This window comes from Stenotrophomonas maltophilia group sp. LNF247 (genome assembly GCF_054083135.1).
In genome coordinates this window covers 1-19,483 of record NZ_JBSRQL010000013.1, presented here as the reverse complement: position 1 = coordinate 19,483, position 19,483 = coordinate 1, and the positions used below count along the sequence as shown (strand labels likewise).

Here is a 19,483-nt window from a genome sequence, read left to right as displayed (position 1 = left end):
TGCCGTGCGTCTGACGTCATTCGCCCATAGCCGAGCATCGGCTCGGCTCTACAGACGAAGCTCTCCACGTGCCCACGCGCTGCCTGCGCTGCGGCTCTCCCCCTTTCCCGATCCACGCCACGACCCATCGCCATGACCTACATCACGTCCCGCAAGCACGCCCCGCGCGTTTCCCTGCTCGCCACCGCCACCCTGGCCGCGGGCTTCGCGCCGCTGGCTGCGCAGGCCGCCGACAGCGCCGACGCCGGCTCCCGCAACGCCACTGAGCTGGACAAGGTGCAGGTGCGCGGCAGCTGGTTCAACCCGTCCTCGCCGAAGTTCACCGCCGAGCTGCTGGACACCCCGAAGTCAGTGTCGATCGTGTCGGAGAAGCTGATCGCCGAAACCGGTGCGACCAACCTGCAGGATGCGCTGCGCATGGTGCCGGGCATCACCTTCGGTGCCGGCGAAGGCGGCAATCCGACCGGTGACCGCCCGTTCATCCGTGGCTTCGATTCGCAGAGCAACGTGTTCGTCGACGGCCTGCGCGACGTCGGCTCGCAGACCCGCGAGATCTTCGACCTGGAGCAGGTGGAAGTGGTCAAGGGCCCGAGCTCGGCCTACGGCGGCCGTGATTCCGGTGGTGGCAGCCTGAACCTGGTGAGCAAGACGCCGAAGCTGAAGAACGAGACCAGCGCCAGCATGGGCATCGGTACCGACAGCTACGCACGCGGCACCGTGGACGCCAACTACGTGCTGGGCGACGGCATCGCCGCCCGCCTGAACCTGATGAAGCACGCGTCGGACATCGCCGGTCGTGATGCGGCCAATGTCAGCCGTTGGGGCATCGCGCCGTCGATCGCGTTCGGCCTGAACGGCCCGGCGCAGCTGATCGCCAGCCACTACCACATGCAGAGCGATGACCTGCCCGATGCGGGTGGCTTCCCCTACAACAATCCGTTCTCCAGCGGCCCGAACGTGGCCAGGAACGGTGATGGCCGCCCAGTGGTGCCGGACCGCAACAACTACTACGGCCTGGTCGACCGTGACTTCCAGCGCACCCGCGCCGACATCAGCACTCTGGACGCCAGCTACGACTTCGGTGGCCACAAGCTTCGCAACATCGCGCGCCTGGGCAACACCAGCAACGACTACCTGTGGACCCAGCCGGACGACAGCAAGGGCAACCCCAACCTGTACGGCACCTTGTGGCGTCGCACCAACACCCGTGCGGTCGACGTCAAGAGCTTCGCCGACCAGCTGGGCCTGACCGGTGCGTTCCAGACCGGCGCGCTCAAGCACAGCTACAGCGCGGGCCTGGAGTACAGCGACGAGAAGATGACCCGTGGCAGCTACCTGATGTCGCCGGGCACCGCCAATCCCCTTGAAAACAGCGCCAACAGCACTCGCTGCCAGGTGTCCGGCGCGGCCACCGGCTACAACTGCACCGACTTCAACAAGCCGAACCCGAACGATCCGTGGGCGGCCGGTCAGATCGTCTATCGCAGCGACAAGGCGCTGGACGTCGAGCAGCGCACCAGGACCACCTCGGCCTACGTGTTCGACACCATCGAGCTCAATGAGCAGTGGATGATCAACCTCGGCCTGCGCTACGACGACTTCCGTACCACCCTGACCACGCCGGTGGCCGGCAAGGCACCGACCCGCGTGCGCAACAGCAACGACTTCCTGAACTACCAGGCCGGCGTGGTGTTCAAGCCGGCCGCCAACGGCAGCATCTACCTGTCCTGGGGCACCTCCTCGACCCCGCCGGGCATGGACGGTGGTGACGGTTCGGACGGCCTGAGCGCGGCCGTTGCCGACCTCAAGCCGCAGGACACGAAGAACCTCGAACTGGGCACCAAGTGGGACCTGCTGGACAACCGCCTGAACCTGACTGCTGCGATCTTCCACACCGTGATGAACAACGCGCGCGTGACCATCGACAACGGCACCAGCCAGAACGCCGGCAAGAAAGAGATCAACGGTTTCGAGCTGGGCTTCAACGGCCAGTTGACCGAGGCCTGGAGCCTGTACGGCGGCTACACCTACCTCGATTCCGAGCTGAAGGACAATGGCTTTGTCTGTGGCGCACCGGTGGGCCGCACCTGCCCGTCCAACGTCTACGTGCCATCGCCGAACAACGGCAACGAATTCCCGAACACCGCCAGGCACAGCGCCAACCTGTGGACCACGTACCGCTTCCCGATCGGCCTGACCGTCGGCGCCGGTGCGTTCTACTCGGACAAGCAGTACGGTGATGTGGCCAACACCAAGTGGATTGCCAGCTACACCCGCTTCGACGCGATGGCCAGCTACGCGATCCAGGACAACATCAGCCTGCAGCTCAACGTGCAGAACCTGACCGACAAGACCTACTTCACCAAGGCCTATGCCTCGCACTACGCGAGCATCGCCCCGGGTCGCTCGGCCACCCTGGCACTGAACGTGAAGTTCTGATGTAACTTCGCTCCACCACGGCGGCAGGCGCTCCTGCCGCCGTTTTTGTTTCCGGCGATACTCACCCCATGGCGACCCTTACCCCCATCGACAGCGACGCCCTGGCCGAACTGCTGCAGCACGACCCGGCAGCCGCGTTCGCACGCGTGCGCGACGCCGCACAGGCCGGGCAGGTCGATGCACAACTGCTGCTCGCGCAGATGCACATGGAAGGCAAAGGCACCGCGCAGGACGCCTCGGCTGCGCTGCTCTGGTACGAAACCGCCGCCAACAACGGCGCGCCTATGGCGATGAACATGCTCGGCCGCTGCCATGAGCTGGGCCAGGGCACCACGCCCGATCCCACGCTGGCCGCGGTGTGGTACCGGCGCGCGGCCGACACCGGGCTGGACTGGGGCCTGTACAACCTGGCCAACCTGCTGGCCACCGGCCGCGGCGTGCCGCTGGACCGCGCGCAGGCGCTGGCGCTGTACACGCGTGCCGCGCACCTGGGCCACGCCAAATCGATGAACCTGCTGGCCCGCCACCTCGAAGACGGACTGGAGATCGAGCGCGATCCGCAGGCGGCGCTGGACTGGTACCAGCGCGCGGCCGAGGCCGGTGATTTCCGCGGCCAGGCCAACTACGCCTCGATCCTGCTGCAGGCCGGCCAGGTCGAGCAGGCCGTGCACTGGCTGCGGCTTGCACTGGCCCACGGCAGCCCGGCGTTCATGGCGCATCTCGTGCCGGAACTGGCCGCATCGCCGCATCCACAGGTGCGCGCCCTGGTCGCACCGCCGTCCCTCTGAGGAGTCCCGCATGCTGCTGCACATCCCCGACGTTCTCAGCGCCGACCAGGTGGCCGACTTCCGCCGCCGGCTGGATGCCGCCGACTGGACCGATGGCCGCGAGACCGTCGGCCATCTGGGCGCGCAGGCCAAGCACAACCAGCAGCTGCCCGAGGCCTCACCGCTGCGCCGCGAACTGGGCGAGATCATCCTCGTCGCGCTGGCCCGGCATCCGCTGTTCTTCAGCGCCGCGCTGCCACTGAAGTACCTGCCACCGCGCTTCAACCGCTACAGCGGCGGCGGCACCTATGGTTTCCACGTCGACGGCGCGGTGATGAACCTGGCCAACGGCGAACAGCTGCGTTCGGACATCTCCTGCACCCTGTTCCTGTCCGCGCCGGACGAGTACGAGGGCGGCGAACTGATCATCAGCGATACCTACGGCGAGCATGAAGTGAAGCTGCCCGCTGGCGACCTGATCGTGTACCCGTCCAGCAGCCTGCACCAGGTGCGGCCGGTCACCCGAGGTGCGCGCGTGGCCTCGTTCTTCTGGGTACAAAGCATGGTCCGCGACGATGTGCAGCGCCGCCTGCTGTGGGAAATGGATGGCGCGATCGAGCGCCTGCGGCAGACCGGCGGCGACGCCGAGGCGGTGCTGCAGCTGACCGGCGTGTACCACAACCTGCTGCGGCGATGGAGCGAAGTCTGAGCCCCATCCGGCCAGTCCGCGACATTTTGGCAATCATTCTCATTTGCAACAGATAACAGCTCTCATTACAATCACGCCCCGTTGATGCCGGCCGCTGCCGGCAGACCCTTGGGGACCCCTGCTTGCTGCGCCCGCTTCGCCCTCGCCCACTCATCCATCGCAAGATGGGCACCGCCATGCGCGGCCAGCGTCCTGCGCTGGCCAGCCTGCTGGCGTGGGTGGCGATGCTGGCCTTGCTGCTGGGCACCCTGCCCCTGCTGCCACACGGGCAAGCCGGAATGGCCGTGCAGATGCCGCTGGAAGAGCGCGGTGGCGAAGCCCCCCTGCTGGAAGAGGCACCGGCCAAGCTGCGCCGCTGTGCTGCCGCCCCGGTGAAATCAGCCGAGAAGGCACGCCCGCCGTTGCTGCTGGCCAGCCAATGGCTGCGCACCGAGCTTGAACTCGTACCCGCTACGCCGGCCATGCCCGGCGTGCGCCCGGACTGGCCGCTGGCCGCTCCGGACACGCCCTGGGCCGACGCGCCCGGACGCCGCCAGCAACGCGGCCAGGCGCCGCCGCTCGCCTGATTCACGGCCCCGCGTGACCACCTGCACGGTCGCGTCAGCGCGCCGCTGCCTGCTTCATCCCTGCCGCCCCTGACCGGGCCTCCCCGTGCATGCCGACCGTTCGCGCCTGGCATCGCACCACCCTGCATCCTTCGAGGTTACTGCCATGGCCCAGCGCCATCGTGTCCGTTCGTCCCTGTCCCGTACCCTGCTGACCAGCGCCGTGCTGGTGGCCATGACCGCCCCTGCCTTCGCCCACGGTGACGCTTCCGGCACGCCACAGACGCTGGACAAGGTGGTGGTCACCGCCTCCGGCTTCGAGCAGAAGGTGGTCGATGCACCGGCCAGCATCAGCGTGGTCAGCCGCGAGGAACTCAGCAAGCGCCCCTACACCAACCTGGTCGACGCGCTGCGCGACGTCGAAGGCATCGACGTCGGCCTGGAGGCCAGCGACAAGAACGGCCGCGCCACCATCTCCATGCGCGGCCTGCCGTCCGAATACACCCTGGTGCTGATCGACGGCCGCCGCCAGAGCAATGTCGGCCAGCTGTACCCGAACAACTTCGGTGGCGGCCAGTTCGCCTACCTGCCGCCGCTGGACGCGATCGAACGCATCGAAGTGGTGCGCGGCCCGATGTCCACGCTGTACGGCTCGGACGCGATGGGCGGCGTGATCAACATCATCACCCGACGCAACCAGGACCGCTGGCACGGCGCCGTGACCCAGGGCTTCACCGTGCAGCAGGATGACCAGTTCGGTGATGCGCGCACCACCGACCTTTACTTGAGCGGCCCGCTGCTGAAGGACCGCCTCAGCCTGGCGGTGCGCGGCAGCTACTACGACGCCAAGGCCTCCAACCCGGAGTGGGATGCACTGACCCTGCCCGACGGCAGCCTGTGGGAGCGCAGCATCGGCTTCGGCGGCGGTGGCAAGTCGGTGGCCAACACCAACTGGAACACTGGCGTACGCCTGGATTTCCGCGTCAACGATGATCACGAACTGTGGCTGGACTACGACGTGTCGCGGCAGAAGTACGACAACAGCGAAGGACAGACCGGCACGCTGGACAGCCTGGCCAGCCTCTGGCGCGTCGGCAACGCGGTCATCCCCAACCCGAGCGGCAGCGGCACCGTCACCCGCCGCGTGGTGCAGCCGCGCGTGGGCTACACCGCCTACCAGCGCTACGAGCGCGATCAGCTGTCGCTGACCCACCAGGGCCGCTACAGCTTCGGCACCTGGCAGACCTCACTGACCCACAGCAAGAGCAGCAACCTCGGTCGTTCGCTGCCGCTGACCCTGGACGAGCGCGCCAACCTGCAGACGCTGTGGAATGACGTCTGCCGTCGTACCGGTGCTGCCAACAACTGCGCGGCCGGCCGTGGCAATGCGCTGACTGCGCTCAATCCCAGCGAGATGGCGCGCCTGCAGGCGTTCCTGCCGCGTCCGCTGCGCACCATGGAGCTGGAAGGCTACGTGCTCGACACGATGCTCGACCTGGACTTCGGCGCGCACACGCTGACCGTCGGCGGCCAGTACAACGACACCGACATGATTGACGGCGTGTTCGGCATGGATGGCGCCGGCTACCGCAGCAACACCAAGCAGAAGCACCGCATGTGGGCGCTGTTCGCCGAGGACAACTGGGCGCTGACCGATACCCTCACCGCTACCTTCGGCCTGCGCTACGACGACCACAACGTGTTCGGCAGCCATGTCAGCCCGCGCGGCTACCTTGTGTGGAACGCCAGCGATGCGTGGACCTTCAAGGGCGGCGTCAGCACCGGCTACAAGACCCCGCGACCGGACCAGCTGTTCCCGGGCATCACCGGCTTCGGTGGCCAGGGCGTGCTGCCATTGGTCGGTTCGCCGAACCTCAAGCCTGAAACCAGCACCAACTACGAGCTGGCCGCCTACTACGAGGGCCAGCGCTGGGGCTTCAACGTCACCGGCTTCTTCAACACGTTCGAAGACAAGATCGCCAGCGGCGGCACCTTCCCCAACTGCGAAGTGGCCCGCGCCGGCAGCGGCTACTGCGTGGACATCGGCCCAGGCTGGGCAGCACTGGGCTACAGCACCTTCACCCAGAGCGTGAACATCGACAAGGCCGAGACCCGCGGTGCCGAGCTGGCCGGTCATGTCGACCTGCTCGACACCCTGCAGCTGCGCGGCAACTACACCTGGACGAAGAGTGAGCAGACCAGTGGCGCACAGAAGGGGCTGCCGATCAGCGGCACCATGCCGGCAAAACACATGGCCAACGCCAGCCTCAACTGGCAGGTCAACGAAGCGGTCAGCCTGTCGCTGATCGGCGAGGGCCGCTACGACCGCTACCGCGACACGCTGCTGGACGCCAACGGCGCCAGCCACACCCGCTACTACGAGGACTACACCATCTTCCATCTCGGTGGCAGCTGGAAGGCCACGCCCTGGCTGACGGTGAACGCACGGGTCAACAACCTGCTCGACAAGGATTTCGTCTCGCAGTCGTGCCTGTTGATCAGCCAGAGCGAGTTCAACTGCGTGGACGACTACGCGACCAAGGACCAGCGCCGCAGCTACTGGATTTCGCTGAACGCGAAGTTCTGACCGCCACGCACCGGTAGTGCCGGCCGCTGGCCGGCAATCCGACGTTGTTTCCCGGAACCCCGGTAGTGCCGGCCGCTGGCCGGCAATCGCCCTCCAGGGATACAGAACGACACGCAATTGCGAGCTATTCTCATCAATGATGTAATGGGCAGTCCCCGTCCGCCTCGAACCGTGCCGTGAGCCGTCCTGCCTCTTCCACCGTGCAGCAGCAACAGAACCGTGGCTTCTGGCTGCGGACGCTGCACCAGTGGCACTGGATCAGCTCGGCGGTGTGCCTGATCGGCATGCTGCTGTTCGCGGTGACTGGCCTGACCCTCAACCATGCAGCGAAGATCGAGGCCAAGCCCGAGGTGCAGAACCAGCATCTGAAGCTGCCGGCCGAACTGCTGGGCCAACTGGGCACGCGCGAGGACGGCAACGCACCGATTCCGCGCCCGGCCCGGCAATGGCTGGACACGCAGCTGGGCATCGCCATTGGCGGCCGCCCGGCCGAGTGGTCGACCGAGGAGATCTACCTGTCGCTGCCGCGCCCCGGTGGCGACGCCTGGCTGAGCATCGACCGCGAGACCGGCGCGGTGGAATACGAATCGACCTCGCGCGGCGCGGTGTCCTACCTCAACGACCTGCACAAGGGCCGCAACGCGGGCCCGGCGTGGGGCTGGTTCCTGGACCTGTTCGCCGTGGCCTGCCTGGTGTTCTGCATCACCGGCCTGTTCCTGCTGCACCTGCATGCGCGGCAGCGGCGCATGACCTGGCCGCTGGTCGGCCTCGGTCTGATGATCCCGCTGCTGATCGCCCTGCTGCTGATCCACTGACTTTCCTTCGTTTCCGGAGCCGCCCCATGCGCGTCACCCTGACCATCGCCCTCAGCGGCCTGCTGGCCACCTCGCCGGCCTATGCCACCACCCTCGACATCAACGTCGAAGTGCCCAAGCTCAACGTGGCCGAGTACCACCGCCCGTACGTGGCAGTGTGGCTGGAAGGCGCCGACCAGAAGGTCGCGGCCAATCTGTCGGTCTGGTACCAGCAGACCAGCAACAGCGAAGGCCACGGCACCAAGTGGCTGCCCGACCTGCGCCAGTGGTGGCGCAAGAGCGGCCGCACCCTGCAGGTGCCGGTGGACGGCGTGACCGGCCCGACCCGCCCGGCCGGCAAGCACGCGCTGTCGTTCAACGACAAGCAGCCGGCACTGAAGCAGCTGGCCCCCGGCAACTACACCCTGGTGGTCGAGGCGGTGCGCGAAGTCGGCGGCCGTGAACTGCTGAAGATCCCCTTTACCTGGCCGGCCACCGCCGCGCAGAACGGCAAGGCGCAGGGCGCCACCGAACTGGGCCAGGTCACCCTGTCCGTCAAACCCTGAGAGGGGACGGAGGGGATCAAGTCGTAATCCCCTTCTCCTTGCCGCATCACCCCGCATCCACTGGAGTCCTCCGCATGAAGCGCACGCTCGTCCTCGCCGCCGCCCTGGCCGCTGCCCTTCCCTTCTCCGCCCTGGCCCACAAGGCCTGGCTGCTGCCCTCGCAGACCGTGATCGCCGGCAACGCACCGTGGATCACCGTCGACGGTGCGGTCTCCAACGACCTGTTCTACTTCAACCACGTGCCGCTGCGCCTGGAATCGGTGGTGATCACCGCGCCGGACGGCAGCACCGTGCAGCCGCAGAACGCAGCGACCGGCAAGTACCGCAGCGTGTTCGACATCGAACTGAAGCAGCCCGGCACCTACCGCATCGCGTCGGTCAATGACGGCCTGTTCGCCACCTACGAGCAGAACGGCGAGCGCAAGCGCTGGCGTGGCAGCGTTGCCACTTTCGGTGAACTGCCGAAGGATGCGAAGAAGCTGGAAGTGAGCCAGTCGGTCGGCCGCGTGGAGACCTTCGTCACCAACGGCGCGCCGAACGACACCGCGCTGAAGCCGACCAACCGCGGCATCGAGCTGGTCGCGGTCGGCCACCCGAACGATCTGTTCGCCGGCGAGGAAGCCACCTTCCGCGTGCTGGTCGACGGCAAGCCGGCCGCCGGCCTGGAATTCGAGATCGTGCGTGGTGCCACCCGCTACCGCAACGCACAGGACGAACTGAAGGTCACCAGCGATGCCAAGGGCGAGATCAAGGTGACCTGGCCGGAAGCCGGCATGTACTGGCTGGAGACCGGCACCGAGGACAACAAGACCTCGGTGAAGCAGGCCGCCAAGCGCCGCCTGAGCTACGTGGCCACGCTGGAAGTGCTGCCGCAGTAATGACGTGGACCGCGATGCCGGGCAGCCCCGGCATCGCATCTGCAGCACACCACCATGACCGATCCCCTGCTCGACATCGCCCGCCTCGGTGGCACTACCATGGGCACCACCTGGAGCGTGTCGCTGGTCGCGCCGCGCCAGCGCGACCTGCACCCGCTGCATGCCGGCATCCAGGCGCGGCTGGACGAGGTGGTCGCGCAGATGAGCACCTGGGAGCCCGGCTCGGACCTGAGCCGCTACAACCGCGCCAACGCGGGCCAATGGTGCGCGCTGCCGGCTGAGACCCGCCAGGTGCTGGCCTGCGCACAGGCCATCGCCGCCGCCAGCGATGGTGCATTCGATCCCACCGTCGGCCCGTTGGTGGCACTGTGGGGTTTCGGTGCACATGCCGGCGAACGCCGCCAACCCGATGCCGCCACCGTGCAGGCCACGCGCGAGCGCTGCGGTTGGCAGCGCCTGCAATGGCGCAGCGATGCGCTGCTGCAACCGGGCGGACTGGAACTGGATCTGTCGGCGATCGCCAAGGGGTTCGGCGTCGATCACGTGGCCGCCTGGCTGCGCGATCAGGGCATCGCTGCTGCACTGATCGAGGTCGGTGGCGAACTGGCCGGCTACGGCCGAAAACCGGACGGCCAGCCGTGGCGCGTGCTGGTGGAGTCCGCACCGGAAGAAGACGCGCACACCGAAACACCACCGCGGGTGCTGGCACTGGAGGACAAGGCGGTGGCCACCTCCGGTGATCGCTGGCACCAGTACCAGGCCGATGGCGAGGCTTACAGTCACAGCCTGGACCCGCGCTCTGGCAGACCGGTGCGCCAGGTCGCCGCAGCGGTCACCGTGGTGGCGGACGACGCCATGCACGCCGATGCCTGGGCCACCGCACTGACCGTGCTCGGCCACGAACAGGGCATGGCGCTGGCCGAACGCGAAGGCCTGGCTGCACGCTACCTGCAGCGTGCAGCCGCCGGCCCGCGGGAATTTCTCAGCAGCGCCTTCCAGCGCCTGCTCGACGAGCAGGACGCATGAGCGCACGTCCATCGCGCGCGTGGCTCGGCAACGCACTGGCCCTGCTCCTGCTGGCGCTGATCGCCTGGGCGCTGCTGCGACTGCATCTCGGCGAAGCCTGGTGGCAGGGCGCGCCGCCGGCACGGCAAACGCAGATTGCGATCATCGCCACCGCGCTGTATGCGCTGGCCTGCGCTGCACTGTGGTGGCGTGGGCGACCGCGCGACGATGCTGCCTCTGGCGACGTCGCACCGATCCTGATGGTCTGGTCCAGCCAGACCGGTTTTGCCCGCGAACTGGCCGAACGCAGTGCCGAGGCATTGCGCGGTGCCGGCGTGCCGGTGCGTGTGCGCGGCCTGCATGAGGTCGACGCCACGCTGCTGGCCGACAGCCAGCGTGCATTGTTCATCGCCAGCACCACTGGCGAAGGCGACCCACCCGATCATGCGCTGCCGTTCCTGCGCGGCGTGATGACCTCACCGCCTGCGCTGCAGCACCTGCAGTACGGCGTGCTCGCACTGGGCGACCGCAGTTACGGCCACTTCTGCGGATTCGGCCACCAGCTCGACCAGTGGCTGCGCCAGCACGGTGCGCATCCGCTGTTCGATGCGATCGACGTCGACAACGCCGATCCGGCCGCGCTGCGCCATTGGCAGCAGTTGCTGGGCCAGCTCGGCGGCGGCGCCAGCGAACTGCCCGACTGGAGCCCGGCCGAGTACCAGCCGTGGACGCTGCTGCAACGTGAGCATCTGAACCCGGGCAGCCCCGGCGGCCCCGTGTATTGGTTGCGCCTGCAGCCCCCGGCCGATGCAGATGCACAGTGGCAGGCCGGTGACATCGCCGAGATCGGCCCGCAGCACGCACCGCACACCGTGCGTGCCTGGCTGGACGCACAACGCTTCGATGCGGATACCGTGCTGGATGACGGGCAGACGTTGCTGGCACGCGTCGCGCGCTCGCACCTGCCCTCATTGGTTCCCCCGGGTGATCTGCCCGCATTGCTGGCGACCCTGCAACCGCTGCCCCATCGCGAGTACTCGATCGCCTCGGTGATGGCCGACGGTGCGGTCGAGCTGCTGCTGCGCCGACAGCTGCGCGCCGACGGAACACCCGGCATCGGCAGTGGCTGGCTGTGCGACCACGCGGCCATTGGCGAGCCGGTGCAGCTGCGCCTGCGCCGCAACGACAATTTCCACGGCGTCGCCGCCGAGGTACCGCTGCTGCTGATCGGCAACGGCACTGGCATCGCCGGCCTGCGCGCACACCTGCACGAACGCGTGCGCAGTGGCGCCCGCCGCACCTGGCTGCTGTTCGGTGAGCGCACCGCCACGCACGACTTCCACTTCGGTGAAGAACTGCAGGCGATGCTGGCCGACGGCACGCTGGCGCGGCTGGATGCAGTGTTCAGCCGCGATGGCGGTGCGCATCGCTACGTGCAGGACCGGTTGCTGGCCGAAGCGGCAACACTGCGCCGGTGGGTGGATGAGGGCGCCACGATCCTGGTCTGCGGCAGCCTGCAGGGCATGGCCCCGGCGGTGGATGCGGTGATCGAACAGGTGCTGGGTGTTGCGGGCAAGGAAGCGCTGTTGCTGGCCGGTCGTTACCGGCGCGATGTGTATTGAGGTTGCCGCATCCACGCATGGCGTGGATCTACTGAACGCACCGACGCCTGCGAACCGCCTTCTGGTGGGTGCGAACCTTGGTTCGCACCATGACGCAGCATTGGCGGCCGTATCCACGCATGGCGTGGATCTACTGCGCGGCGTGTCCAGGCATGGCAACTACACCCCAGTAGATCCACGCCATGCGTGGATTGAGCCACCGGCGCCCAGGCATCATCCCGCCGCCGCACTGACCCGTATCGCCAACAACTCGCCACCGCCCTGCAACGCGTGCCGCTGACGTTCGCCGGCCGCCAACCACGCGGTATCGCCGGCCCGTAGCGCGGGCAGGCCGCTGTCGGCACCGAACTCCGCCTGACCGGACAGCAGATGCAACGCCCAGGCCACGCCCGGTTCGCAGAAGAAGAACATCGCGCCCACCAGCGGCCGATGCAGCAGTTCGGCCTGCAGCAGATCGCGTTTCCACATCAGGTTGAAATCGTGGGTGGTGCCATCCACCAGTTCGCCGTGCAGCCTTTCCTCTCCCGCAAAGCGCACGCGCCCGTGCGGCGGCAGCACCTGGGCCACGCGGCCATCCTCGAAATGCAGGCGCACGCCATTGCCCTGCAGCAGCACCAGTTCTCGCTCCACGCCGGGGAAGGCGGAGAACGCGGCGTCCTGTTCGATTTCGGCCACCGACAGGCGCAGCGCCCAGTCATCCCCCTGCGCGGGCAGGCGCAGGATCTCGCGGGTCCAGCCCAGGCCGTTGCGCCAACGTTCGCGGCGGTAGTCCAGGCGGGAGATCAACTGGCTCGGAGTGTGCAGCAGGGAGTCGATGTTCATCGGCGCATTGCATCATGCCGCGCGCCGTCGTGCATCACCGCGTGGCGAGCGTGCCCTGGCCACCGCACCCGCCGGCCAGCAGCTGCGAGTGCTTCAACCAGTCCTGGTCGGGGTAGTAAGCAAACACCATCGTGCCACCACGCAACGCATCGATCAGCGGCTTGGCCACCGACAGCCGCACCGCCGGGCAACCCAGGCTGCGTCCCAGCCGCCCCTGCAGCTGCGCGGTGGCCGGGTTCACATACGGCGCACCATGGATGACGATCGCGCGATCGCGCGCACGGTCATTGAAGCCCGGTTCCAGGCCGGCCAGGCGCAGCGAATAGCCGTTGCCGCCCATGTAGGTCTCCTGCGCGGTGAACGCGCCGAGGCTGGACATGAAACTGCCGTCGCGGTTGGAGAAGTGCTCGGTGCGGTTCTCGCCGCTGTTGCGGCCATGCGCCACCCATTCCTCGAACAGCAGGCGCTGGTGGGCCAGGTCGAACACCCACAGGCGCGGCTCGGTGGACGGGCGCGAGTAATCGATCACGCTGAGCCGATCACCGTTGATGCCCAGCTCCGGCCGCTGCAGCGCGCAGCGCATGGCGCGCGCCGCCAGCTGCAACACGTGGCGGTCGGCCTTGGGCGCACTGCGCGACAGCAGGGCAGCCAGATCATCGGCAGAGGTGGCGAGGGCGGGCGTCTGTGCCAGCGCCGGGGCGCTGGCCGAGGTCGCCAGCAGGCCGAACGCGGCCAGCCGGCACAGGCGGGATGCAGTCATGGGCACAACGAGGGGACTCAGTTGCCCTTGAGGGTGGACCCTGGCGGCTCGGATTCCAAGACCGGCTGCATTCCGGATTCAGCCGGGCTTGGGCGGACCGCCGGCAGCGAGGTCACCAGCAGGGTCGTGCCCGGCACCAGCACCTGGTACAGCTGGCGGGCGAAATCGGCCGGCAGCGCCATCGGCAGCGAGGGCGTGGCCAGCAGGTCCGGCGTGGCCTGGGCGCGGTCCTGGCCCAGCAACGGGTAGGCCGTCCACTGGTGCAGGCGCTGGTTCACGTCCAGCGGGCTGGGGGTGTCGCTGTAACCCTGCCCCATCACGAACAGCGTGGTCCCCTGGAAGGCCGGCAGCGCGTCCGCCTTCAACGGCGACTCGCCGATCATCACGCCATCGCGCAGCACGTACAGGCGCTGGTCGTGCAGGCTGACCAGGATGCCGACCTGCCCGGCCGGGGCCACGCTGTCGTTCCACCACGCCTGCGCCGGCGCTCCGCCCTCTGCCTCCGGCAGGGCCTGCCCACGCGCATTCACGGGTGCCAGCACCGACGGATAGGCCAGGGTCATCGGCGAGCTCTTGGCGTCGGCCACGACCACGGTATCGCCACGCTGGGTTTCGCTGAACAGCTTCTGCGCGAAGGCCTGCGGCAGGCGCACGCAGCCGTGCGAGGCGGGATGCCCGGGCAGGCTGCCGCCATGCAGAGCGATACCGTCCCAGGTCAGCCGCTGCATATACGGCATCGGCGCGCTGTTGTAGAGGTTGGACCTGTGGTCCTTGTCCTTCTGCAGGATGGTGAACACGCCGGTCGGCGTCTCGTGCCCGGCCTTGCCCGAGCTGATCGTGGTCAGGCCGATGGCGATACCGTTGCGGTAGACATAGGCGCGCTGCTCATCGAGGCTGACCACCAGCACGATCGGGCCGGTCGGCGAGATTTCCGGATGCCACAGGTATTCGCCCGGTTTCAGGTCGGTCGGTCCGCGCACTTCAGCGGTGCTGGCTGCGGCCGCGGGCGTGGCTGTCGGCGTCGGCGCAGCGGCGTGGGCCTGCAGTGGCAGGGTCAGTGCCAAGGCGAGCATCAGGGTGGTGGGGCGGTGCACAAGCATCCAGCGGGGTCCTTTCCATGCGGAGCGGCCACCGTACACCATCGGCCCGTGGTGGCCGCGGCAAAACCAGGCGCCGGAAATGAAATTGCCCGGCGACACAGCCATGTGTCGTACCGGGCAATCGTTACGTCCTTGTCGGCCTGCTGCCGCCCCCTCGCATCCTGCGCTGTGGGGGTAGCGTTGCATCCTGCACGCGGCCGCGTCTGTCCTGTTTGTATCTCAGCCCCTTCCACAGGTCTGTGATGCCACCATCCTGGTGAGTGGTGCCGCGTCCTGCGGCGGTCGGTGGTCACGGGCGTCCTGTCCGTGACCGGTGAACCAGCGTCCTGCCGGTTCCGACGATTCCTGCTGTCAGCGCCTCGGTACGGTTCGCACCGGTACCGATCCGGGTACCGGATCCGCCGGCAACAACCTGTTGCCTACGGTGATCCGCTGTCGATTCCGTTCGACGATGGCTTTCCCTATCCCCTTCACCTGCGCCAAGTCCTCGACGCGATGAAACGGGCCGTGTCTGCGCCGGTGCTCGACGATCGCCTCGGCCTTGGCGGCTCCGACCATCGTCAATCCCTGCTGCAGCGCCTGGGCATCGGCGCGGTTGATGTCGATCGGTTCGGCGGCACGCGCCCCAGCGATCCACACGACCAGCACCAGTGCCCTCAACACGACACTCCAAGGCACGACGTGTATCTCCTTGTGATTCTGGACGTCCCGACCGGCAATCCCGTCGGTAGGAACAGTGTCCGTCACCACATGCACACAGCCTATCGGTTTCCTGGATTTCTAAAAGCCAGCCAAATACCCGACGTGATGTAGGAAAAACCCTACCCGTGGCACAGGCGTAGAATGGCGGGATCAGCCCATGCAACCGGAGTTTCAGATGGACAGCGCCAAGCTCGGCCAATTCGTCAATGACAAGTGGGACAGTGAAATCGTCCCGCAGTTGGTCGACTACATCCGCATTCCCAACAAGTCGCCGATGTTCGACGCCAATTGGGTGCAGAACGGCTACATGGAACAGGCGGTCACGCTGATGGAGAACTGGGCCAGGGCCCAGCAGCTGCCCGGCCTGAAGGTTGAAGTGGTGCGCCTGGAAGGCCGCACCCCGCTGATCTTCCTGGAAATTCCGGCCTCCGGCCCGGAAACCGGCGACGACACCATCCTGCTCTACGGCCATCTGGACAAGCAGCCGGAAATGACCGGCTGGGACGACGATCTCGGCCCGTGGACCCCGGTCCTGCGCGGCGACAAACTGTATGGCCGCGGCGGTGCGGATGACGGCTACGCCATCTTCGGCTCGCTGGCCGCGGTGCTGGCGCTGCAGGCCCAGGGCCTGCCGCACGCCCGCTGCGTGGTGCTGATCGAAGCCTGTGAAGAATCGGGCAGCTACGACCTGCCGGCCTACGTCGACCACCTGGCCGACCGCATCGGCAAGCCGTCGCTGGTGGTCTGCCTGGATTCGGGCTGCGCCAACTACGACCAGCTGTGGTGCACCACCTCGCTGCGCGGCCTGACCGGCGGCAACTTCACCGTGAAGGTGCTCAACGAAGGCGTGCATTCCGGCGATGCCTCCGGCGTGGTGCCGTCCAGCTTCCGCCTGCTGCGCCAGCTGCTGTCGCGCATCGAGGACCAGGACACCGGCCGCATCCTGATCGACGGCATGAACGTGGAAATCCCAGCCGAACGCCTGGAACAGGCCAAGCGCGCGGCCGAAGTGGTGGATACCGAGATCTTCGAGAAGTTCCCGATGGTCGACGGCCTGCGCCCCATGAACGAGGACCTGACCGAGCTGGTGCTCAACCGCACCTGGCGCCCGGCGCTGTCGGTCACCGGCGTCGGTGGCATGCCGCCGCTGGAATCGGCCGGCAACGTGCTGCGTCCACAGACCTCGGTGAAGCTCTCGCTGCGCCTGCCGCCGACTGCCGATGGCAAGACCTGCGGGGAACTGCTGAAGGAAGCGCTGCTGCGCGACCCGCCGAACGGCGCGCAGGTCACCCTGGACCTGGAAAAGGCCTCCACCGGCTGGAACGCACCGGCCATGGCGCCGTGGCTGACCCAGGCCATTGACGACGCCAGCCAGGCTTTCTTCGGCAAGCCGGCGATGTACATGGGCGAAGGCGGCTCGATCCCGTTCATGGGCATGCTGGGCGAGAAGTTCCCGGGCGCGCAGTTCATGATCACCGGCGTGCTCGGCCCGCATTCCAATGCACATGGCCCCAACGAGTTCCTGCACATCCCGATGGGCAAGAAGGTCACCGCCTGCGTGTCCAAGGTGATCAGCGAGCACTATGCCGCCAGCCTGCGCGGCGAGACCAGCGGTTCGCCGGTGGCTGCCGACAGCGGCACCCGCCACGGCGACCACGGCTGCTGCTGATTACGGCACACCGTGACGGACGCAGCCTGGCCTTGCTAGGCTGCGTCCACCCAAAGCGGAACACATGCACATGAATGGTCTGTTCGGCAGCAGCAGCTGGCTGTACATCCTGCTGGTCGGCTTCGTCGTCGGCCTGCTCGGGCGCTTCTTCATGCCCGGCAACAACCGCATGGGCTGCCTGCTGACCATCGTGCTGGGCATCATTGGCGCGCTGGTGGCCGGTTGGTTCGGCCAGTACATGGGCTGGTACGCTCCCGGCGAACCGGCCGGTTTCCTCGGTGCGGTAGTGGGCGCGGTGGCCGTGCTGGCCGTCCTGCGCCTGTTCAGCGGCCGCCGCTGACCCCGTCCCTCCTTCCCCCCTGCTCCCGACGTTGGCGCGCCCGGCGCGCCCGGATATGCCCGCATGACCGAACCCGCCTCCGATCCCCAGCGCAGCGCGCAGCGCCTGCAGTGGGCCCGTACCCAGCTCGATGACGCCAACGCGGTAGTCGAACGCGCTTCGGTGGATGCCGGCATGCGCAGCTACTGGCGTACCACCAGCACGCGCGGCAGCCACATCGTGATGGACGCTCCGCCGGGGCTGGAAGATCCGCGGCCGTGGCTGCGCATGCGCGGCCTGCTGCACGACAACGGCCTGCGCGTACCTGCATTGCTGGCGCAGGACCTGGAAGCCGGCTTCCTGCTGCTGGAAGATCTCGGCGGCCCGACCCTGGCCAGGATCCTCGACGAGCGCAACGCCGATGAATGGTTCGGCCGTTCGATCGAACAGCTGCTGCGCCTGCAGGCGATTCCGGTACCGGCCGACTTCGGCCAGTTCGGCGAAGCGCTGCTGCAGCGCGATGCCGGCCTGTTCGACGAATGGTTCCTGCAACGCCACCTGCAGCTGGAACTGGACTGCGGCGAGATCGAAGGGCTGCAGCTGGTACACCGCCGGTTGATGGACAACGCATTGGGCCAGGCCCAGCTGATGACCCACCGCGACTACATGCCGCGCAACCTGATGCCGGTCGACGACGGCCCCGCGGTGCTGGATTTCCAGGACCTGGTGCGTGGCCCGATCGCCTACGATGCGGTGAGCCTGTTCAAGGACGCCTTCCTGAGCTGGCCGCTGCAGCGCGTGGACGAGTGGCTGGCGCAGTACCACGAGCGCGCACGCGACGCCGGCCTGCCGGTACCCGACCGCGCCACCTTCCTGCGCGATGCCGACTGGATGGGTATCCAGCGCCACGTGAAGATCCTTGGCCTGTTCTGCCGCCTGCGCTACCGCGACAACAAGGGCCATTACCTGGACGACGCGCCGCGCTTCATCGGCTACCTGGATGAAGTACTGCCGCGCTACCGCGAGCTGGCACCGCTGCAGCAGCTGCTGGACGAGCGCATCAAGCCGGCGCTGGCCAAGCTGGGTGCACCGATGCGCGTGGCCCGATGAAGGCGCTGGTCTTTGCCGCCGGCCTCGGCGAGCGCATGCGCCCGCTGACCCTGCACACGCCCAAGCCGCTGCTGGATGTGGCTGGCAAGCCGCTGATCGTCTGGCACCTGGAACGCCTGGCCGCACTCGGCGTGCGCGAGGTGGTGGTCAACACCGCGTGGCTGGCCGAGCAGTTCCCTGCAACGCTGGGCGATGGCAGCCAATGGGGCGTGCGCCTGCATTTCCTGCACGAAGGGCCGACCCCGCTGGAAACCGGCGGCGGCATCCTCAACGCATTGCCGGTGCTGGGCGATGCCCCGTTCCTGGTGGTGAACGGCGACATCTGGACCGATTTCGATTTCGCCACGCTGCCGCGCGAGCCGCAGGGCCAGGCACACCTGGTGCTGGTCGACAATCCGGCGCAACACCCCGACGGTGACTACCGCCTCGATACGCAGGGGGTGCTGCACCATGACCGCGAAGGTCCCTGCCTGACCTATGCCGGCATCGGCGTGTACCGTCCTTCGATCGTGGCCGACTGGCGCGCGGTGATCGGCGATGCGCCGGGCAGCGAGCGGCTGCCGCCGAAGTTCTCGGTGGTGCCGCTGCAGAAGCATTTCATGGCGCAGGGGTTGATGACGGGGCAGCACCATCGCGGGCGTTGGACCGATGTGGGTACCGTGGATCGCCTGCGCGCGCTGGATGCTGAGTTGGCGGCGAACGGCTGAGCCCCTCGTGGCTGGACTCATTGAAAGCAGAAGCCGTGCTTGGCCGGTCGGGGTGGGCTGCGCAGGGGACGCTGCAAGTACGTCCATGTAAGCTCGGTCGCCGCATCCATGCGGCTCACGCCCCTGCGCAGCCCACGCCGACCGGCCTCTGACAGTTTCCGTGGGCGTCCAGCCACGGAAGAAAGAAAGAAAAGCAAGAGCGGGTCGCTTCGCTGCGCTTGCTCTGGTGACGGCCAACGGTCGTCACCCACCACAAGCAAGACACGTGTCGACCAAGGTCGACACCCACCAACAGCAGTCAGCAGTGCAGTACGCAATCCCGGCAGATCGCGGGAACCTGTCGAAGGCGGGGTGGGTCCGGTTGCGGGGGCGTGAGCCGCAT

Annotated in this window: 18 protein-coding genes; 14 read left to right on the top strand and 4 right to left on the bottom strand. The window is 67.6% G+C overall.

Going from position 1 to position 19,483, the window contains the following annotated elements; genetic code table 11:
- Positions 1-132: 132 nt before the first annotated feature.
- The 10 genes from ACTXG9_RS13495 to ACTXG9_RS13450 all read left to right on the top strand — a co-directional run bounded on the left by ACTXG9_RS13495 (position 133) and on the right by ACTXG9_RS13450 (position 11,912).
- Complete coding sequence (locus ACTXG9_RS13495) at positions 133-2,439, top strand: TonB-dependent receptor domain-containing protein (protein ID WP_206621312.1); 2,307 nt, start codon at positions 133-135, stop codon at positions 2,437-2,439.
- A 68-nt stretch (positions 2,440-2,507) separates the two neighbouring features.
- Positions 2,508-3,227 carry a tetratricopeptide repeat protein gene (locus tag ACTXG9_RS13490; protein ID WP_206621313.1) on the top strand — a complete coding sequence of 240 codons (720 nt, stop codon included), beginning with the start codon at positions 2,508-2,510 and terminating at the stop codon, positions 3,225-3,227.
- 10 nt (positions 3,228-3,237) lie between these two features.
- Complete coding sequence (locus ACTXG9_RS13485; RefSeq protein ID WP_134735822.1) at positions 3,238-3,915, top strand: Fe2+-dependent dioxygenase; 678 nt, start codon at positions 3,238-3,240, stop codon at positions 3,913-3,915.
- A gap of 164 nt (positions 3,916-4,079) precedes the next feature.
- A complete protein-coding gene (locus ACTXG9_RS13480; RefSeq protein ID WP_021202570.1) occupies positions 4,080-4,481 on the top strand; it encodes a hypothetical protein in 402 nt (133 codons plus the stop codon).
- 145 nt (positions 4,482-4,626) lie between these two features.
- Positions 4,627-7,047, top strand: coding sequence for a TonB-dependent receptor domain-containing protein (locus ACTXG9_RS13475; RefSeq protein ID WP_456115813.1), 2,421 nt, complete (start codon positions 4,627-4,629; stop codon positions 7,045-7,047).
- Between the two features lie 176 nt (positions 7,048-7,223).
- A complete protein-coding gene (locus tag ACTXG9_RS13470; protein WP_021202572.1) occupies positions 7,224-7,862 on the top strand; it encodes a PepSY-associated TM helix domain-containing protein in 639 nt (212 codons plus the stop codon).
- A gap of 26 nt (positions 7,863-7,888) precedes the next feature.
- The gene (locus ACTXG9_RS13465; protein WP_021202573.1) at positions 7,889-8,407 is read left to right on the top strand and encodes a DUF2271 domain-containing protein; all 519 of its coding nucleotides are present in this window, start codon (positions 7,889-7,891) and stop codon (positions 8,405-8,407) included.
- 74 nt (positions 8,408-8,481) lie between these two features.
- Positions 8,482-9,285, top strand: coding sequence for a DUF4198 domain-containing protein (locus ACTXG9_RS13460; protein ID WP_021202574.1), 804 nt, complete (start codon positions 8,482-8,484; stop codon positions 9,283-9,285).
- A gap of 54 nt (positions 9,286-9,339) precedes the next feature.
- Entirely contained in the window at positions 9,340-10,311 is a 972-nt protein-coding gene (locus ACTXG9_RS13455) for an FAD:protein FMN transferase (protein WP_456115812.1), read from the top strand.
- Positions 10,308-11,912: a sulfite reductase subunit alpha gene (locus tag ACTXG9_RS13450; protein ID WP_456115811.1), complete on the top strand. Its 1,605-nt coding sequence runs from the start codon at positions 10,308-10,310 to the stop codon at positions 11,910-11,912. Before ACTXG9_RS13455 ends, ACTXG9_RS13450 begins: the two co-directional genes overlap by 4 nt.
- A 213-nt stretch (positions 11,913-12,125) precedes the next feature.
- On the opposite strand, the gene ACTXG9_RS13445 is transcribed toward ACTXG9_RS13450, so the two are convergent.
- The 4 genes from ACTXG9_RS13445 to ACTXG9_RS13430 form a co-directional block, all read right to left on the bottom strand.
- Positions 12,126-12,734 carry a HutD/Ves family protein gene (locus ACTXG9_RS13445; protein ID WP_021202577.1) on the bottom strand — a complete coding sequence of 203 codons (609 nt, stop codon included), beginning with the start codon at positions 12,732-12,734 and terminating at the stop codon, positions 12,126-12,128.
- A gap of 34 nt (positions 12,735-12,768) precedes the next feature.
- On the bottom strand, positions 12,769-13,494 hold the full coding sequence (locus tag ACTXG9_RS13440; protein ID WP_019659426.1) for a murein L,D-transpeptidase catalytic domain family protein: 726 nt from the start codon (positions 13,492-13,494) through the stop codon (positions 12,769-12,771).
- Positions 13,495-13,511: 17 nt separating this feature from the next.
- Positions 13,512-14,594, bottom strand: coding sequence for a L,D-transpeptidase (locus ACTXG9_RS13435; RefSeq protein ID WP_111104316.1), 1,083 nt, complete (start codon positions 14,592-14,594; stop codon positions 13,512-13,514).
- Positions 14,595-14,945: 351 nt separating this feature from the next.
- A complete protein-coding gene (locus ACTXG9_RS13430; RefSeq protein ID WP_227844087.1) occupies positions 14,946-15,272 on the bottom strand; it encodes a ComEA family DNA-binding protein in 327 nt (108 codons plus the stop codon).
- Positions 15,273-15,471: 199 nt separating this feature from the next.
- Between ACTXG9_RS13430 and ACTXG9_RS13425 the strand changes: the two genes are divergently transcribed.
- From ACTXG9_RS13425 to murU, 4 genes are all read left to right on the top strand, one after another.
- The gene (locus ACTXG9_RS13425) at positions 15,472-16,965 is read left to right on the top strand and encodes a M20 family metallopeptidase (protein WP_021202579.1); all 1,494 of its coding nucleotides are present in this window, start codon (positions 15,472-15,474) and stop codon (positions 16,963-16,965) included.
- 70 nt (positions 16,966-17,035) lie between these two features.
- Positions 17,036-17,305: a GlsB/YeaQ/YmgE family stress response membrane protein gene (locus ACTXG9_RS13420; protein ID WP_019659430.1), complete on the top strand. Its 270-nt coding sequence runs from the start codon at positions 17,036-17,038 to the stop codon at positions 17,303-17,305.
- A gap of 63 nt (positions 17,306-17,368) precedes the next feature.
- Positions 17,369-18,394 (top strand): aminoglycoside phosphotransferase family protein, encoded by a 1,026-nt coding sequence (locus ACTXG9_RS13415; protein WP_456115810.1) that lies wholly within the window; start codon positions 17,369-17,371, stop codon positions 18,392-18,394.
- A complete protein-coding gene (murU, locus tag ACTXG9_RS13410; RefSeq protein ID WP_111098211.1) occupies positions 18,391-19,101 on the top strand; it encodes an N-acetylmuramate alpha-1-phosphate uridylyltransferase MurU in 711 nt (236 codons plus the stop codon). Before ACTXG9_RS13415 ends, murU begins: the two co-directional genes overlap by 4 nt.
- The last annotated feature ends 382 nt before the right edge of the window (positions 19,102-19,483 follow it).

Bases quoted from the DNA above. Each gene is read 5' to 3' on its own strand.
- murU (WP_111098211.1), top strand. From the start codon at position 18,391: ATGAAGGCGCTGGTCTTTGCCGCCGGCCTCGGCGAGCGCATGCGCCCG.
- ACTXG9_RS13455 (WP_456115812.1), top strand. From the start codon at position 9,340: ATGACCGATCCCCTGCTCGACATCGCCCGCCTCGGTGGCACTACCATG.
- ACTXG9_RS13425 (WP_021202579.1), top strand. From the start codon at position 15,472: ATGGACAGCGCCAAGCTCGGCCAATTCGTCAATGACAAGTGGGACAGT.
- ACTXG9_RS13475 (WP_456115813.1), top strand. From the start codon at position 4,627: ATGGCCCAGCGCCATCGTGTCCGTTCGTCCCTGTCCCGTACCCTGCTG.
- ACTXG9_RS13460 (WP_021202574.1), top strand. From the start codon at position 8,482: ATGAAGCGCACGCTCGTCCTCGCCGCCGCCCTGGCCGCTGCCCTTCCC.
- ACTXG9_RS13420 (WP_019659430.1), top strand. From the start codon at position 17,036: ATGAATGGTCTGTTCGGCAGCAGCAGCTGGCTGTACATCCTGCTGGTC.
- ACTXG9_RS13435 (WP_111104316.1), bottom strand. From the start codon at position 14,594: ATGCTTGTGCACCGCCCCACCACCCTGATGCTCGCCTTGGCACTGACC.
- ACTXG9_RS13445 (WP_021202577.1), bottom strand. From the start codon at position 12,734: ATGAACATCGACTCCCTGCTGCACACTCCGAGCCAGTTGATCTCCCGC.
- ACTXG9_RS13495 (WP_206621312.1), top strand. From the start codon at position 133: ATGACCTACATCACGTCCCGCAAGCACGCCCCGCGCGTTTCCCTGCTC.
- ACTXG9_RS13485 (WP_134735822.1), top strand. From the start codon at position 3,238: ATGCTGCTGCACATCCCCGACGTTCTCAGCGCCGACCAGGTGGCCGAC.
- ACTXG9_RS13490 (WP_206621313.1), top strand. From the start codon at position 2,508: ATGGCGACCCTTACCCCCATCGACAGCGACGCCCTGGCCGAACTGCTG.
- ACTXG9_RS13415 (WP_456115810.1), top strand. From the start codon at position 17,369: ATGACCGAACCCGCCTCCGATCCCCAGCGCAGCGCGCAGCGCCTGCAG.
- ACTXG9_RS13465 (WP_021202573.1), top strand. From the start codon at position 7,889: ATGCGCGTCACCCTGACCATCGCCCTCAGCGGCCTGCTGGCCACCTCG.
- ACTXG9_RS13480 (WP_021202570.1), top strand. From the start codon at position 4,080: ATGGGCACCGCCATGCGCGGCCAGCGTCCTGCGCTGGCCAGCCTGCTG.
- ACTXG9_RS13440 (WP_019659426.1), bottom strand. From the start codon at position 13,494: ATGACTGCATCCCGCCTGTGCCGGCTGGCCGCGTTCGGCCTGCTGGCG.
- ACTXG9_RS13450 (WP_456115811.1), top strand. From the start codon at position 10,308: ATGAGCGCACGTCCATCGCGCGCGTGGCTCGGCAACGCACTGGCCCTG.